Genomic DNA, 14,242 nt, shown 5'->3' on the forward strand with positions numbered 1-14,242 from the left:
TGATCTGAGAGGGTGGTGCTCGTGTCCGACGTCGTCGACCGGGACTCGCTCGTCCCCCTCTACCAGCAGCTCGAGGAGATCTTCCGCGCGCGAATCGCGAGCGGCGAGTGGGCCCCGAGCCAGCGCATCCCGTCCGAGAACGAGCTCAACCGGCTGTTCGGCCTCAGCCGGATGACGGTCAGGGGGGTCCTCACGAAGCTCACCGCCGACGGGCTGCTGGTGCGGGTCCAAGGCAAGGGCACCTACGTCGCCCCGGACAAGATCACGGCCGTCTCGCCGGCGTACCAGGGCATCCGCGAGCAGCTCGAGGTGCTCGGCTACGACATCTCGACCGAGCTCGTCTCGCTGGTCTGCGAGCCGGCGCCGACGCGCGTCCGCGAGCGGCTGAGGCTGCCGCCGGGCGCCCTCGTCTTCGCGATCGTCCGGCTGCGCTCCGTCGACGGGCAGCCGCTGAGCGTCCACCGCTCGTTCGTTCCCGCCGACCTCGCGCCGACCCTCGACCGGCTCGACGTCGTGGGCGAGCAGCTCTGCGTCGTGCTCGAGTCGGCGTTCGACCTGGCCATGCACGACGTCGCCGAGTCGCTCGAGGCGGTGGCCGTGACCTCGACCGATGCCGAGCTGCTGCACCTGCAGCCGCGCGACCCGGTCCTGCAGCTGACCGACGTCATCTCGGACGCCGAGGGCGGCGCCTTCGAGTACTCGACGATCGTGTTCCGGGGCGACCGGATGCGGCTCTCGTTCGACTACAGCAAGCGCTGAGGCTCCGGGCTGTCGGTCTGCTCGGACTCGTCGACAGGCGGCTGGGCGAGCGGGGAAGCGTGCGCGGCCGCGGACCGCGCGAGGCCGGCGGCACGTGCAGCGGCCACCGACCGCGTGACCGTGTCCGTGAGGGACGTCGTCGCTGATCGTCGTGCCGCCGCCGCACGGTGGGTCGCCGTAGTCGCTGTCCGCCCCGCCGCCTGCCCCGCCCTCGCGGCGTGACGACGCGTGGTGGTCCACGCCGCCGCGAGAGCAGCGGGCTCCGGCACGGATGCGGGCGCGCGGGTCGGATCCGCCTCGGAGGTCATCGCGCGGGCCAGGTCCGCCTCCGAGGCCATCGTGCCGACCGCCTCCTCGGGGGCCGACCGCACCGACGAGGCGGGAACGGGCGACGCGGGCATCCGCCCGAGCAGGCGGTCGGCCAGCGCGACGAGCAGCACGACGACGCCCCCGACGACCAGCGCGGACGCCAACAGCAGGAACGCGACGGCGACGTAGTCGTACGGGCCGTCTGCGGCACGGGCCTCCGCTGCCAGGCCGAGTGCGCCTCCTGCGACCACGGCGCCGAGGGCCGCCACCGCGCACCGCGCTGTCCTGCCCATGTCGGGACCCTCCACGACGGTCCGCCGCAGGCCGGCTCAGACCCGAGGACTCGTCATGGGCGGACTGTACGCCGGGCGGCCGGGCCGCGGTAGCCCCCTGCGCTCAGCGGACACGGGCCAGCCCTCGGGCGCCGGGCGTCGGCACCCCTCGAACCCGCGCGCACCCTCGCGCGCGCCGAGGTGTGTGCGCGGGTTCGAGGGGCGCGGCCGCCCGTGCCGCCGCCGCAGCCGCCGCCGCCGCAGCACCCGCAGCCGCAGCCGCGGGCTCAGCTCACGACGTGCGCGCGGCGACCTCGTCGGCGGCGAGCACCGCGGCCGCCTCGTCCCGGCGCTCGCGCGCGGGCCGGCCCCCGTCGCCGTCGTGCTCGACGGTGAAGTGCGGCACGAGCCGCGGCGCGATCCGTCGCACGACGCCGGCGTCCGCAGCCGCGGCGACCGGCGCCACGCGGCGCACCCGCAGGTGCTGGCGTCGCACGAGCCACACGACGGCGATCCCGGCGGCGACGAAGCCAGCCGCGGCGCCCACGCCGATGGCCCAGCGGGGCCCGGCCGTGTCGGCCACCCAGCCCACGATCGGGGCGCCGAGCGGCGTGCCGCCCGTGAAGATCGCCATGTACAGCGCCATCACGCGGCCGCGCATCTCGGGGGCGGTCGACAGCTGCACCGTGCTGTTGGCGGTGGTCATCAGCGTGATCGACGACAGCCCGACGGCGACGAGCACGGCGGCGAACGTCCAGTAGCTGGGCATCAGCGCGGCGACCGTGCAGGTCACCCCGAAGGAGGCGGCGGCCAGCACCAGCACCCGCATCCGCGGGCGCTCCCGTCGCGCCGAGAGCAGTGCACCGGTCAGCGACCCCACGGCGATGCACGACGACAGCAGGCCGAACCCGCTCGCGTCGACGCCGAACTCGACGCTCGCCATCGTCGAGGTGAAGATCGGGAAGTTGAGGCCGAAGGTGCCGATCACGAAGATCATCGTGAACACGACGAGCAGGTCGGGGCGCTCCTTCACGTACCGGAACCCCTCGCGGATCTGGCCCTTCGCCCGCGAGACCGGCGGCTTGTGCTCGAGCTGCGACACCCTGATGAACCGCAGCGAGAGCAGCACCGCGGCGAACGACGCCGCGTTGATCAGGAACACCCAGCCGGTGCCGACGCTCGCGATCAGCACGCCGGCGACGGCCGGGCCGAGGAGGCGCGCGCCGTTGAACGAGGCCGAGTTCAGCGAGACGGCGTTCGAGAGGTGCCCAGGGGGGACGAGCTCGGAGACGAAGCTCTGTCGGATCGGCGCGTCGATCGCGTTCACCGTGCCGAGCAGCAGGGCGAAGACCCAGACCATCCAGAGCTGCGCGACGTCGGTGAGCACCAGCAGGCCGAGGGCCAGGCCGAGCAGCGCCATCGTGCCCTGCGTGAGCATGAGCATGCGGCGGCGGTCGAACCGGTCGGCGATGAGGCCCGTGACGGGCACGAGCAGGATCGGCGGCGCGAACTGCAGCGCCATCGTGATGCCGACGGCGGTCGCGTCGTGGTCGGTGAGGTGGGTGAGCACCAGCCAGTCCTGCGCGGTGGCCTGCATCCACGTGCCCGTGTTCGAGACGAGCGCGCCGCCGAACCAGAGCCGGTAGTTGTAGAGGCCGAGCGAGCGGAACATGGCGCTCACGAGCGGTTCAGCTTCCGGAGGATCTCGGTCGCGTCGGCCAGGGTGCGGCGCTCGTCGGCGGTCAGCGCGGCCAGCCGCGGCACCAGCCACTCGTCGCGGCGGCGTCGGGTCTCGAACACGAACGCGGCACCCGCCTCCGTCGTCTCGAGCACCACCCGGCGACGGTCGTCGTCGTCGACCCGGCGGCTGAGCAGGCCGGCGTCCACGAGCTTGCCGACCGTGCGGTTCATCGACGGGGGAGTGACGCCCTCGTGCTCGGTCAGGGCGCCGATGGTGAGGGGCTGCTCCTGGAACACGTAGCCGAGCGCGGCCATCTGCGCGTCGGAGACGTCGACGTCGGCCTTCTGCTGACGCATCCGGCGGGCGAGGCGCAGCACGGAGCCGCGCACGTCGCTCGCGAGCTGGGCGTGCGGGACGGTGCGGCGTGCGGGTGCTGCGGGTGTGGGGGCTGCAGTCTCGGTCATCGCCGCCAGCCTAATCATTTAGCTCGCCTAAGTAAACGATCTGCCCCGATGTCCGACACCTGTTGCTCCCAGGTCCATGCAGGCGTATCGTCGAGGGCGGCTCATCGAGGAGCCCCACACGACACGAGGAAGAAGCGACAGCATGGGCAAGTTCAGCGGCAAGACGGCGATCGTCACGGGCGGCGGGAGCGGCATCGGCGCCGAAGTCTCGCGCCAGCTCGCGGCGGAGGGCGCGTCGGTCGTGGTGACCGACATCAACCTCGACGCGGCGAAGTCGATCGTCGACGAGATCACCTCGGCCGGCGGCACCGCCGCCGCGTTCGAGCAGAACACCGCGAAGTGGGAGCAGTCGGAGGCGGCCGTCGAGTTCGCCAAGGCGACCTACGGAGCCCTGCACCTCGCCGTCAACAACGCCGGCATCGGCGCCGCGCCGCAGACCATCGGCGACTACGACATCGCCGCCTGGGACAGGGTCCGCTCGGTCGACCTCGACGGCGTCTTCTACGGCCTGAAGTTCCAGCTGCCCGCGATGGTGGAGGCCGGCGGCGGAGCCGTCGTCAACATGGCCTCGGTGCTCGGCTCGGTCGGCATCGCGAAGAACGCGGCCTACGTCACGTCGAAGCACGCCCTGATCGGCCTGACCAAGGTCGCGGCGCTCGAGTACACCGCGCAGGGCGTCCGCACCAACGCCGTCGGGCCCGGCTTCATCGACACGCCGCTCGTCCGCTCGTCGATGTCGACGGACGAGCTGCATGCCCTCGAGGGCCAGCACGCGTCGGGCCGCCTCGGCACCGACTCGGAGGTCGCGGCGCTCGTGCTGTTCCTCCTCAGCCCCGAGGCCTCGTTCATCTCGGGCAGCTACCACCTCGTCGACGGCGGCTACTCGGCCCACTAGCCCGCGCCTCCCGTGCTCGCGTCCGCGCGGCCGCGTGGATGGGGTGCGGCGGGTTCCCGTCGCCGCCGGCGGGTCCGCGCTGACCCGCCGGCGGCGACGGGAACCCGCCGCACCTCCTTCCGAGCGTGCAGGAGGCGGTAGCCAAGCGTGCAGGAGGCGGTAGTCGAGCGTGAAGGAGGCGCTGGCCGGCCCCGCGAGGCCGCCCCGCACCTCCTTCGCACGTGCACGACCCCGGAGCAGCTCGAGGGCGGGTCTTCCGGGCCGAGGGCGGGTTCCGAACAACCCGCCCTCGACCCAGAAGACCCGCCCTCGACGTGTCTCGGCAGCTCGCGCGGCCGCGTCGGCGTTGCGGCGTCGGCGACGGCGGCGCCGCTTCAGCGCCGCTTCAGCGCGCCCGCGCCAGGATGGGCACGCGGGCAGGGTGCGCGCGAGGAAGGGGCTGCCGTGCGCGTGCTCGTCGTCGAGGACCAGCCGACCCTGGCCGAGGGGCTCCGCGTCGGGCTCGAGGCCGAGGGCATGGCCGTCGACGTGGCCGGCAACGGCACCGACGCTCTCTGGCGCACCCGCGAGGGCAGCTACGACGTGGTCGTCCTCGACATCATGCTGCCCGGCATGAGCGGCTACGCCGTCTGCCGGGCGATGCGCGAAGGAGGCGACTGGACGCCGGTCATCATGCTCACGGCCAAGGACGGCGAGTGGGACCAGGTCGAGGCCCTCGACACCGGTGCCGACGACTACCTCACGAAGCCGTTCTCGTTCGCGGTGCTGCTGGCGCGCCTCCGTGCGCTCGTCCGCCGCGGGGCCCGGGAGCGGCCGGTCGTGCTCGAGGCGGGCGACCTCAGGCTCGACCCGGCGTCGCGCGACGTCCGGCGCGGCGACGAGCAGATCGAGCTGACGAGCCGCGAGTTCGCCGTGCTCGAGTTCCTGATGCGGCGGGCGGGCAGCGTCGTCACGAAGCGCGAGGTGCTCGACGGCGTCTGGAACGACGACTTCGAGGGCGACCCCAACATCGTCGAGGTGTACGTCCGGCACCTCCGCAACAAGGTCGACCGGCCGTTCGGCCGGGAGTCGATCGTCACCCTGCGCGGTGCCGGCTACCGGCTGGAGGCGCGGGGTGGCTGACGGGGCGGGTCGCGTCGGCCGCCGTGGCCGTCGCGGTCCTGGTGGCCGTCGCGGTCCTGGCGGTCGCCGCGGCTCGCTGCGCCTGCGCATCACCGCGGCCGCCGTGCTCGCCGTCGCGCTCACGCTCGGCGCGTTCGCGCTCGTCTTCGCTCTGGTGCAGCAGGCGGTGCTCGCGGACGCCCCGCGCTCGGCCGCGTCCGCCGACGTCGACCGTGCCGTGGCCGCGCTCGCGGGCGGGTCGAGCCCGGCCGTCGCCGTCTCCGGCGACGCGGACGGAGCCCTGGTAGCCGTCTTCGACTCCGCGGGGCAGCTCGTCGCGACGGGCGGCGACGACGACCTCGCCGGGTACGCGCGACAGCTCGCGGGGGCCGCCTCGGGCAGCCGGGTCTCGCTCGACGGGGACGACTTCGTCGTCGAGACCGACGGTGCGGAGTCGGTGAGCACGACCACGTCGACTCCCTCGCCGTCGTCGAGCCCGAGCCCGAGCCCGTCGGCCGAGCCCGCGCCGTCGGAGTCCTCGACCGGCGACGACGACGACGCGCTCGACGAGGACGACGCCGCCGAGGCGGCCCGCGACGCTGCCGACGACGCCCGCGAGGCCGCCGACGAGGCGAGCGCCGCCGCTGCCGACGCCGACGCCTCCTCCCAGAACGACGACGACCTCGACGTCCAGACCGTCACGACACGGTGGGACGTCGTGGCCGCGCGCTCCCTCGACGAGGCGCAGGCCGCCTCCTCGGCCAGCCTGCTCACGCTCGGCGTGGCCGTCCCCGTGGCGCTGCTCGTGTTGGGCGTGACGACCTGGTTCGTGGTCGGGCGGGCGCTGCGCCCGGTCGAGTCGATGCGTCGCGAGGTCGCCGACGTGACGGCGGCGAACCTGTCGCACCGCCTGGCCGACCCGGGTGGGGGAGACGAGATCTCGCGGCTCGCCTCGACCCTGAACGGCATGCTCGACCGGCTCGACGCCTCCGCGACGGCGCAGCGGCGCTTCGTCGGCGACGCCTCGCACGAGCTCAAGACGCCGCTCGCGACGATCCGACAGCACGCGGAGGTGGCCCTGCTGCACCCCGAGAGCATCGACGGACGCGCGCTCGCCGGCACCGTGCTCGGCGAGGAGGCGCGTCTCACCTCCCTGGTGCAGGGCCTGCTGGTCCTGGCGCGAGCCGACGAGGGCGCGCTCGGCGTCGCTCGCCGGCCCGTCGACCTCGACGACCTCGTCCTGACGGAGGCGGCGCGGCTGCGATCGGGCGCGGGTTCGGGTGCCGGTGCGAGTGGGGGCCCGGGCGAAGGCGCCGGCGCCCGCGCGGGCGTCTCCGTCGACGCGACTGCGGTCGGCCCGGCGCGAGTGCGCGGCGACGAGGGACTGCTCGGCCAGGTCGTCCGCAACCTCGTGGTGAACGCGTCCCGGCACGCCCGCTCGACCGTGGCCGTCGGGCTCGTCGACACCGCCGAGGGGCGCGCCGTGCTGACCGTCGACGACGACGGCGCCGGAGTCGCGCCGGAGGACCGCGCGCGCATCTTCGAGCGCTTCGTCCGGCTCGACGAGGCCCGCGACCGCGACGGGGGCGGCAGCGGCCTCGGGCTCGCCATCGTCGCCGAGATCGTCCGCGTGCACGGAGGCGCGGTGCAGGTCGAGACGTCGCCGCTCGGTGGTGCGCGCTTCGTCGTCGACCTGCCCGCCGACCCGGCCTGACCCGCGCCGACCCGGCCCGAGCCGCGCCGACCCGGCCCGGCCCGACCTGCCTGCCGTGCCCGCGCCTCCTCGTCGCCCGGACACCCCGCAGTGGACGATGCATCGCGAAACGACGGGGTGCATAGTCCACTCCGGGGTGCGGGGCCGAGGCGCGGGGCCGGCGTGCGGCGGCCGACAGCAGGCGTGCGGCTCCGGGATGCGCGCTGAACGTTCCTTCAGGTCGCTTCAGGGTCGGTTCAGCGCCCGCTCGAGACAGTGGGGTCATCGCTCGAGAGAGCACCACCCGCCGCACCGCGGCCCCACGATCGGAGACACCGTGAAGAACGTCCTGAAGAGCAAGAAGTCCCTCCTCATCGCCGGCGGCGTCGTCGGGGTCCTCGTGCTCGGCGGCGGAGGCGTGGCCGTCGCGTCGACCCTCGACGACCGGGTCGGCGGCGCGGCGAACGACCGTGCGCAGGAGGCGGCGCTCGCCGAGACCGGCGGAGGCACCGTCACCGACGTCGACCGTCTCGACGACGGCCTGCCCGGCTACGAGGTCGACGTCGTGCTGCCCGACGGCCGCGAGAGCACGGTGCTGCTGGGCGACGACTTCAGCGTCTCGTCGTCGCGGATCGACGACGACCGCGACGACCGCAGCGACCGCTCGGGCAGCGACGACCGCGACAGCCGCTACAGCCGTGACGACGACGACCTCTCCGACGACTCGACGTCGACGCCGGGCGCCTCGAGCACGCCCGGCTCGGCCAGCACCTCCGGCGCCGACGACGACGACCTCGTCGGAGCCGACTTCGACCAGGCGGCCGCCGCCGCGATCGCCGCTGCCGGCGGAGGCACCGTGACCGACGCCGACCGCAGCGACGACGGCACCACGGCGTACGAGGTCGACGTGCGCCTCGACGACGGGACCGAGGTCGACGTCGACCTCGACGCCTCCTTCGGGGTGCTGCGCACCGACGTCGACGACCGCCGCTGACCTGCCCGGCGCGCCCCCCGCCTCCTCCGCACCCTCCGGACCCGCGCACACCCCCGTGCGCGCCGGAGGGTGCGCGCGGTTCCCGCGGGTCTCGACGACGACCAGCGCCGCCCGACGATGCGAGGATGACACCGTGCCCACCTTCTCCGCCGCCCGAGGCGACCACACGTTCGTCGACGCGCACGGCGTCACCGTCCACTGGTACGTCTGGCGGGCGGCCGACCCGCGCGGCTCCGTGCAGCTGATGCACGGCGTCGGCGAGCACGCGCTCCGCTACGAGGAGCTGGCGCAGGAGCTCGTCCGCGCCGGCTGGACGGTCTACGCCGACGACCACCTCGGCCACGGCGCGACCGGTCTCGGCCAGTACGGAGGCGACCACACGAAGCTCGGCCGGCTCGGCCCGTCGGGGCTGCGGGGGGCGGTGGAGGCGGTCGTCCAGTTCACCGGCATCATCCGCGACGACGCCCCCGGCCTGCCCCTCGTGGCGCTCGGCCACTCGTGGGGGTCCTTGATGCTGCAGAAGATCGTCGACGAGCGCGCCTCGCTCTACGACGCCGTCGTGCTCAGCGGGACCGCGTACCGGGTGCCCGGCAGCATGAACGGCGGCGACCTCAACGCCCGGCACGCGCACCTCGGCACGACCGGCTTCGAGTGGCTGAGCCGCGACCCGGCCGTCGCCGCCGAGATGGCCGCCGACCCGCTCGCCGTCGACGCCAAGGTCGCGACCCTGTTCGGCTGGCGGGACGCGCTGAGGCTGCTCGGGCGTCCGGCGAGGCACCTCGACGCCGACGTGCCGCTGCTGATCCAAGTCGGGAGCGACGACCCGCTCGGCGGCGAGGTGAGCGCCCGCAAGCTCGCCACGGCGTACGCGACGCGCTCGGGCCTCACCGACGTCGAGCTCGTCGTCTACGACGGCGCCCGGCACGAGGTGTTCAAGGAGACGAACCGGGCCCAGGTCTTCGCCGACCTCGTCGCGTGGCTCGACGCCCGCCTCCCGCGCCCCCGCCCCTGACCTGCCTGCACCCGCAGCTGCGGACACGGCAGGCATAGGCTGCAGCCATGCACGGTGAGTACAAGGTCCCTGGCGGCAAGCTCGTGGTGGTCGACCTGGAGGTGCGCGAGGGCCGCATCGCCGAGTTCCGGCTCGCGGGCGACTTCTTCCTCGAGCCCGACACGGCGCTCGACGCCATCGACCGTGCGGTGAACGGCCTGCCGGTCGAGTCCGACGCGGCGACGATCGCTGCCGCGATCAAGACGGGCCTCCCCGACGACGCAGTCCTGCTGGGCTTCTCGCCCGACGCGGTCGCCACGGCGATCCGCCGCAGCCTGTCGAAGGCGACCGACTGGCGCGACCACGACTGGCAGATCATCCACGACGCGCCCGTCTCGCCGAACATGCACCTCGCTCTCGACCAGGTCCTGACCGAGGAGGTGGGGGCCGGCCGCCGCCAGCCCACCCTGCGCTTCTGGGAGTGGGACCAGCCCGCCGTCGTCATCGGCAGCTTCCAGTCGCTCCGCAACGAGGTCGACCTCGACGCGGCCGCCGAGCACGGCTTCGAGGTCGTGCGGCGCATCAGCGGCGGCGGCGCCATGTTCATGGACGCGCAGTCGATCGTCACCTACTCGCTCTACGCGCCGGGCGAGCTCGTGCAGGGCATGAGCTTCGCCGACAGCTACGCGTACCTCGACGAGTGGGTCATCACGGCCCTCAAGTCGCTCGGGATCGACGCGTTCTACCAGCCGCTCAACGACATCACGAGCGCCAAGGGCAAGATCGGCGGGGCCGCCCAGAAGCGCCTCGGCAACGGGGCCCTGCTGCACCACGCCACGATGTCGTACGACATGGACGGCGAGAAGATGGTGAAGGTGCTCCGCATCGGCCGCGAGAAGATGAGCGACAAGGGCACGACCAGCGCCGCCAAGCGCGTCGACCCGCTGCGCAGCCAGACGGGCCTGGCGCGCGCCGAGATCATCGAGCGCATGAAGCAGACCTTCACCGGCCTCTACGGCGCCGAGGTCGGGCACGTCACCGACGACGAGCTCGAGAAGGCCGAGCAGCTCGTCACGACCAAGTTCGCGACGCCGGAGTGGCTCCGCCGCGTCCCCTGATCAGCGCGTCAGCAGCTCCTGGTAGTCGACGTGGTCGTCGACCCAGTCGACGACGAACGGGCACATCGGCACCACGCGCAGCGACGTCTCCGAGCGGACGTCGTCGAGCGCGCCCTGCACGAGCTGGGCTCCGAGGCCTGCGCCGCGGCGGGCAGGCTCGATCTCGGTGTGCGTGAAGCGGATCTCGTCGCCGACGATCTCGTAGGCGGCGAGCCCGATGGTGCGGCCGTCCTCGAGGAGGACGTACTGGGCCTGCTCGGGACGGTTCTCGACTGCGGTGCTCATCCCGACACGGTACGCCGGGTGGCTCTGGGGGTGTCCCCCGGTGCGAGAGGATGGCGACCATGCCCGTCGACTGGACCCGCGCCTCCTCGAGTCTCGTGGTCCACGGCGACAACCTCGACGCGACCTCGACGCTGCCCGACGGGGCGTTCACGGTCGTCTACCTCGACCCGCCGTTCAACACGGGCCGGCCACAGACCCGTCGCTCGACGACGTCGGTGCGCAGCGTGCCCGCGTCCGTGACCGCCGTGACCGGCTTCAAGGGCCTCGGCTACGAGCGCATCCGCGGCGACCTGATGCGCTACGACGACCGGTTCGACGACTACTGGTCGTTCCTCGAGCCGCGGCTGGCCGAGGCGTGGCGGCTGCTCGCCGACGACGGCACGCTCTACCTGCACCTCGACTACCGCGAGGCGCACTACGCGAAGGTGCTGCTGGACGCGCTCTTCGGCCGTGACTCGTTCCTCAACGAGATCATCTGGGCCTACGACTACGGCGCCAAGAGCCGCAACCGGTGGCCGACGAAGCACGACACGATCCTCGTCTACGTGAAGAGCCCGAAGGGGTACTTCTTCGACTCGGAGACGGTCGACCGGGAGCCGTACATGGCGCCCGGCCTGGTCACGCCCGAGAAGGTCGCGCGCGGCAAGCTGCCGACCGACGTCTGGTGGCACACGATCGTGTCGCCGACGGGGCGCGAGAAGACCGGCTACCCGACGCAGAAGCCAGAGGGGGTGCTGCGGCGCATGGTGCAGGCCTCGTCGCGGGAGGGCGACTGGGTGCTCGACTTCTTCGCCGGCAGCGGCACGCTCGGCGCGGTCGCGTCGGCGTTGGGCCGCCGCTACGTCCTGGTCGACAGCAACGAGGAGGCGGTGGCCGTCATGCGCAGACGCCTCCCGGACGCGACGTTCGTCGTGGCCGACCCGCCCCGGGCCTCGACAGCCAGCTAGGCGGTGTGGGCGGGGGCGGCGCTGCGGCCCTCGAGCTCGGCGACGGCCTCCGCCTCAGCCTCGGCGCGGGCCTCGGCGAGGGCGATCTCGGCGAGGGCGTGGTCGTCGACGTCGACGGCGGCCGTCATGGCCTCGAGGAACGAGACGACGGCTGCGGTCTCGTCGGGCGAGAGGCCCTGCGCCGCCGTGATCATGCGGCCGTGCATGCCGGAGAGCGTGTCGGTGACCTCGGCGTGCGTGCCCTCGGTCGCCCGCAGCAGGACGCCGCGCTTGTCGGTGGGGTGGGGCAGGCGCTCGACGTGGCCGCTGGCGACGAGCCGGTTGATCAGCACGGACGTGGACGCGGAGGTGATGGCGAGGTGCTCGGCGAGCACCTTGGCGCTGACGGGCTCGTGCTTGCGGCCGGCCCGCACGAGGAACCTGAGCGCGGCGAGGTCGGTCTCGTTCATCTTCATGCTGTCGCGGGTGCGACGGCGCATGTCCGACTCGGCGGCGCGGTAACGACGGAGGGCGTTCAGCACGGCGACTCCGCGCTCGCTGGCGCTGGAGCCGTACCAGTACCCCGTCGCGTCGTAGTTACGCCGGGTCGGCTCGGGAGGCATGCTAGAGAGTGTAGCTAAGCCGTTCAGGGAGTTCCAGGTTGAGGCAGGCGTCGCGAGGCGTTCCCAGCCAGTTCATGGCGGGTGCGACCAGCCCCGGTCAGCTCGAGGCGGGCCGGTCCGAAGACGGCGCGCTCGACGTCGGTCGATCCGAGGACGGCGCGCTCGACGCGGGTCGCTCCGACGACGGCCCGTCGCCCTCGACGACCGGGACGCTCCCCGTGGTCGGCGCGACCAGAGCGCCCGACCCGGCCGCCGCCTCCTGCGCGGCCAGCTCTGCCGCGAGCCGGTCGTCGTTCGCCTCGTCGATGGCCGACTTCTGTCGCAACGGCGACGCCTTGAGGAAGAAGCTGAGCACGAAGGCGACCAGCACGATGCCGAGCGCCACCCAGAACACGGTGACGGTCGCCTGCGCGAAGCCGTCGAGGAACGGCGCCGCGAGCCGGCTGTCGGCCGTGTTGAGGAACGACGTGTTGCCGTTCAGCGCCCCGCCGACCTGCGACGTGTCGCCGTTCTGTGCCGCCTGGTAGAGGCCGAGGATGCTCGCGTTCGCGCTGTCGGCGGTGACGCTCGGGTCGGCCAGCGCGGCCTGGGCGTCGCGCTGCAGGGCCGGGTCGGCGAACGCCGCGGCGATCGTCTGCGGGATGCGTGAGAAGAGCACCGAGAACAGCACGGCCGTGCCGAGCGTGCCGCCGATCTGACGGAAGAACGTCGAGGCCGACGTGGCCACGCCGATGTCGCGCGGGCCCACCGAGTTCTGCGACGCGATGGTCAGCGTCTGCATCAGCTGGCCGAGGCCCAGGCCGATCAGCAGCATGCCGATCATCATGAACCAGTAGGGCTTGTCGTACGACAGGTTCGTGAACCAGAAGAAGCCCAGCGACATGAACGCGGTGCCGGTGATGGGGAAGATGCGGTAGCGGCCCGTCCGCGAGATGAGCTGGCCCGACACGATCGACGAGATCATCAGCCCGGCGATCATCGGCAGCATCTGGAACCCGCTCTCGGTCGGCGTCGAGCCGAGCACGAGCTGCAGGTAGAGCGGCACGGTAAGCAGCGCGCCGAACATGCCGAAGCCGACCAGAACGCCGAGCACGGTCGCCATCGAGAAGGTGGCGTTGCGGAACAGCTTCAGCGGGATGAGCGCGTCGTCGCCCATCGCGCGCTCGACCATGACGAACGACACGATCCCGACGGCACCGATCACGTAGCAGGCGAAGGCGCCGGGCGACGACCAGCCCCACTCGCGGCCCTGCTCGGCGACGAGCAGCAGGGGCACGGCTGCGACGATGACCGAGGCGGCGCCCCACCAGTCGATCCGGACGTTCTGGCGGCGCACCTGGCCGGGGATGTGCAGGAACTTCACGACGATCGCCAGGGCCACGACGCCGATCGGCAGGTTGACGAGGAACACCCAGCGCCAGCCGGTGATGAACAGGATCTGGTCGGCACCCGCGAAGAGCCCGCCGACCAGCGGGCCGATCACGCTCGAGATGCCGAACACGGCGAGGAAGTAGCCCTGGTACTTGGCACGCTCGCGCGGGGCGAGGATGTCGCCCATGATCGTCAGCGGCAGCGCCATCAGGCCGCCGGCGCCCATGCCCTGCACGGCGCGGAAGATCGCGAGCTGGTACATGCTCGTCGAGAAGCCGGCCAGCACCGAGCCCAGCAGGAAGATCGAGATCGCGATCAGGAACAGCGGCCGCCGCCCGAAGATGTCGGACAACTTGCCGTAGATCGGCGTCGAGATCGTCGAGACGATCAGGTACGCGGTGGTCACCCACGCCTGCAGGCTCAGTCCGTCGAGGTCGTCGGCGATGGTGCGCATCGACGTGCCGACGATCGTCTGGTCGAGCGCCGACAGGAACATGCCTGCCATCAGCCCGAAGATCACGAACAGGATCTGGCGGTGGGTCATCAGCCCCTGTCGCTCCGCGGGCGCGGCCGACGACGCCGAGGAGGCGGCGGTCGCGGCGGAGGAGGAGGCGGTGGTTCTCGACATGGTGCGGCGTCCTTCGGGAGGCGCACCGAACGTGCGCAGACCGCAAAAGTACTGCACGCGCAGGGCTTCCACCAGACGTGGCGGCGAGCCTGTGGACGGGTCGGGCCGCGCTGGCACCGGGGGAGGGGCCGT

The 14,242-nt window shown here is 72.8% G+C and carries 14 protein-coding genes; 8 read left to right on the forward strand and 6 right to left on the reverse strand.

Annotated elements, in window-relative coordinates:
• Positions 1–21: 21 nt before the first annotated feature.
• Positions 22–759 carry a GntR family transcriptional regulator gene (locus JOE35_RS03310; protein WP_209559852.1) on the forward strand — a complete coding sequence of 246 codons (738 nt, stop codon included), beginning with the start codon at positions 22–24 and terminating at the stop codon, positions 757–759.
• Here the strand turns inward: JOE35_RS03310 and JOE35_RS03315 are convergent.
• The 3 genes from JOE35_RS03315 to JOE35_RS03325 form a co-directional block, all read right to left on the reverse strand.
• Positions 744–1,361 carry a hypothetical protein gene (locus JOE35_RS03315; protein ID WP_209559853.1) on the reverse strand — a complete coding sequence of 206 codons (618 nt, stop codon included), beginning with the start codon at positions 1,359–1,361 and terminating at the stop codon, positions 744–746. The two genes, JOE35_RS03310 and JOE35_RS03315, sit on opposite strands and share 16 nt — an antisense overlap.
• Before the next feature lie 271 nt (positions 1,362–1,632).
• On the reverse strand, positions 1,633–3,021 hold the full coding sequence (locus JOE35_RS03320) for an MFS transporter (RefSeq protein WP_209559854.1): 1,389 nt from the start codon (positions 3,019–3,021) through the stop codon (positions 1,633–1,635).
• On the reverse strand, positions 3,018–3,485 hold the full coding sequence (locus tag JOE35_RS03325; RefSeq protein ID WP_209559855.1) for a MarR family winged helix-turn-helix transcriptional regulator: 468 nt from the start codon (positions 3,483–3,485) through the stop codon (positions 3,018–3,020). The genes JOE35_RS03320 and JOE35_RS03325 overlap by 4 nt, the downstream gene beginning before the upstream one ends.
• Before the next feature lie 142 nt (positions 3,486–3,627).
• Here JOE35_RS03325 and JOE35_RS03330 point away from each other — a divergent pair, with 142 nt between their 5' ends.
• The 6 genes from JOE35_RS03330 to JOE35_RS03355 all read left to right on the forward strand — a co-directional run bounded on the left by JOE35_RS03330 (position 3,628) and on the right by JOE35_RS03355 (position 10,277).
• Positions 3,628–4,380 (forward strand): SDR family NAD(P)-dependent oxidoreductase, encoded by a 753-nt coding sequence (locus tag JOE35_RS03330; protein ID WP_209559856.1) that lies wholly within the window; start codon positions 3,628–3,630, stop codon positions 4,378–4,380.
• A 444-nt stretch (positions 4,381–4,824) separates the two neighbouring features.
• Positions 4,825–5,502, forward strand: a complete 678-nt coding sequence (locus JOE35_RS03335; RefSeq protein WP_209559857.1) for a response regulator transcription factor — start codon at positions 4,825–4,827, stop codon at positions 5,500–5,502.
• On the forward strand, positions 5,495–7,195 hold the full coding sequence (locus JOE35_RS15445; protein ID WP_307802919.1) for a HAMP domain-containing sensor histidine kinase: 1,701 nt from the start codon (positions 5,495–5,497) through the stop codon (positions 7,193–7,195). Before JOE35_RS03335 ends, JOE35_RS15445 begins: the two co-directional genes overlap by 8 nt.
• A 316-nt stretch (positions 7,196–7,511) precedes the next feature.
• A complete protein-coding gene (locus tag JOE35_RS03345; protein WP_209559858.1) occupies positions 7,512–8,168 on the forward strand; it encodes a PepSY domain-containing protein in 657 nt (218 codons plus the stop codon).
• A 133-nt stretch (positions 8,169–8,301) separates the two neighbouring features.
• Positions 8,302–9,180: an alpha/beta hydrolase gene (locus tag JOE35_RS03350; RefSeq protein ID WP_209559859.1), complete on the forward strand. Its 879-nt coding sequence runs from the start codon at positions 8,302–8,304 to the stop codon at positions 9,178–9,180.
• Between the two features lie 47 nt (positions 9,181–9,227).
• Positions 9,228–10,277, forward strand: a complete 1,050-nt coding sequence (locus JOE35_RS03355; RefSeq protein WP_209559860.1) for a biotin/lipoate A/B protein ligase family protein — start codon at positions 9,228–9,230, stop codon at positions 10,275–10,277.
• Here JOE35_RS03355 and JOE35_RS03360 read toward each other — a convergent pair whose 3' ends face one another.
• Positions 10,278–10,562, reverse strand: coding sequence for a GNAT family N-acetyltransferase (locus JOE35_RS03360; RefSeq protein ID WP_209559861.1), 285 nt, complete (start codon positions 10,560–10,562; stop codon positions 10,278–10,280).
• A gap of 59 nt (positions 10,563–10,621) precedes the next feature.
• Between JOE35_RS03360 and JOE35_RS03365 the strand changes: the two genes are divergently transcribed.
• A complete protein-coding gene (locus JOE35_RS03365; protein WP_209559862.1) occupies positions 10,622–11,509 on the forward strand; it encodes a site-specific DNA-methyltransferase in 888 nt (295 codons plus the stop codon).
• Here the strand turns inward: JOE35_RS03365 and JOE35_RS03370 are convergent.
• Positions 11,506–12,111, reverse strand: a complete 606-nt coding sequence (locus JOE35_RS03370) for a MarR family winged helix-turn-helix transcriptional regulator (protein WP_209559863.1) — start codon at positions 12,109–12,111, stop codon at positions 11,506–11,508. The two genes, JOE35_RS03365 and JOE35_RS03370, sit on opposite strands and share 4 nt — an antisense overlap.
• A 97-nt stretch (positions 12,112–12,208) precedes the next feature.
• Positions 12,209–14,026 (reverse strand): MDR family MFS transporter, encoded by a 1,818-nt coding sequence (locus JOE35_RS03375; protein WP_209561847.1) that lies wholly within the window; start codon positions 14,024–14,026, stop codon positions 12,209–12,211.
• Positions 14,027–14,242: the final 216 nt, after the last annotated feature.

Source organism: Frigoribacterium sp. PvP032 (assembly GCF_017833035.1).
In the GTDB taxonomy this organism is placed as follows: Bacteria; Actinomycetota; Actinomycetes; order Actinomycetales; family Microbacteriaceae; genus Frigoribacterium.

Bases quoted from the DNA above. Each gene is read 5' to 3' on its own strand.
- JOE35_RS03370 (WP_209559863.1), bottom strand. From the start codon at position 12,111: ATGCCTCCCGAGCCGACCCGGCGTAACTACGACGCGACGGGGTACTGG.
- JOE35_RS03365 (WP_209559862.1), top strand. From the start codon at position 10,622: ATGCCCGTCGACTGGACCCGCGCCTCCTCGAGTCTCGTGGTCCACGGC.
- JOE35_RS03325 (WP_209559855.1), bottom strand. From the start codon at position 3,485: ATGACCGAGACTGCAGCCCCCACACCCGCAGCACCCGCACGCCGCACC.
- JOE35_RS03355 (WP_209559860.1), top strand. From the start codon at position 9,228: ATGCACGGTGAGTACAAGGTCCCTGGCGGCAAGCTCGTGGTGGTCGAC.
- JOE35_RS03360 (WP_209559861.1), bottom strand. From the start codon at position 10,562: ATGAGCACCGCAGTCGAGAACCGTCCCGAGCAGGCCCAGTACGTCCTC.
- JOE35_RS03375 (WP_209561847.1), bottom strand. From the start codon at position 14,026: ATGACCCACCGCCAGATCCTGTTCGTGATCTTCGGGCTGATGGCAGGC.
- JOE35_RS03315 (WP_209559853.1), bottom strand. From the start codon at position 1,361: ATGGGCAGGACAGCGCGGTGCGCGGTGGCGGCCCTCGGCGCCGTGGTC.
- JOE35_RS03330 (WP_209559856.1), top strand. From the start codon at position 3,628: ATGGGCAAGTTCAGCGGCAAGACGGCGATCGTCACGGGCGGCGGGAGC.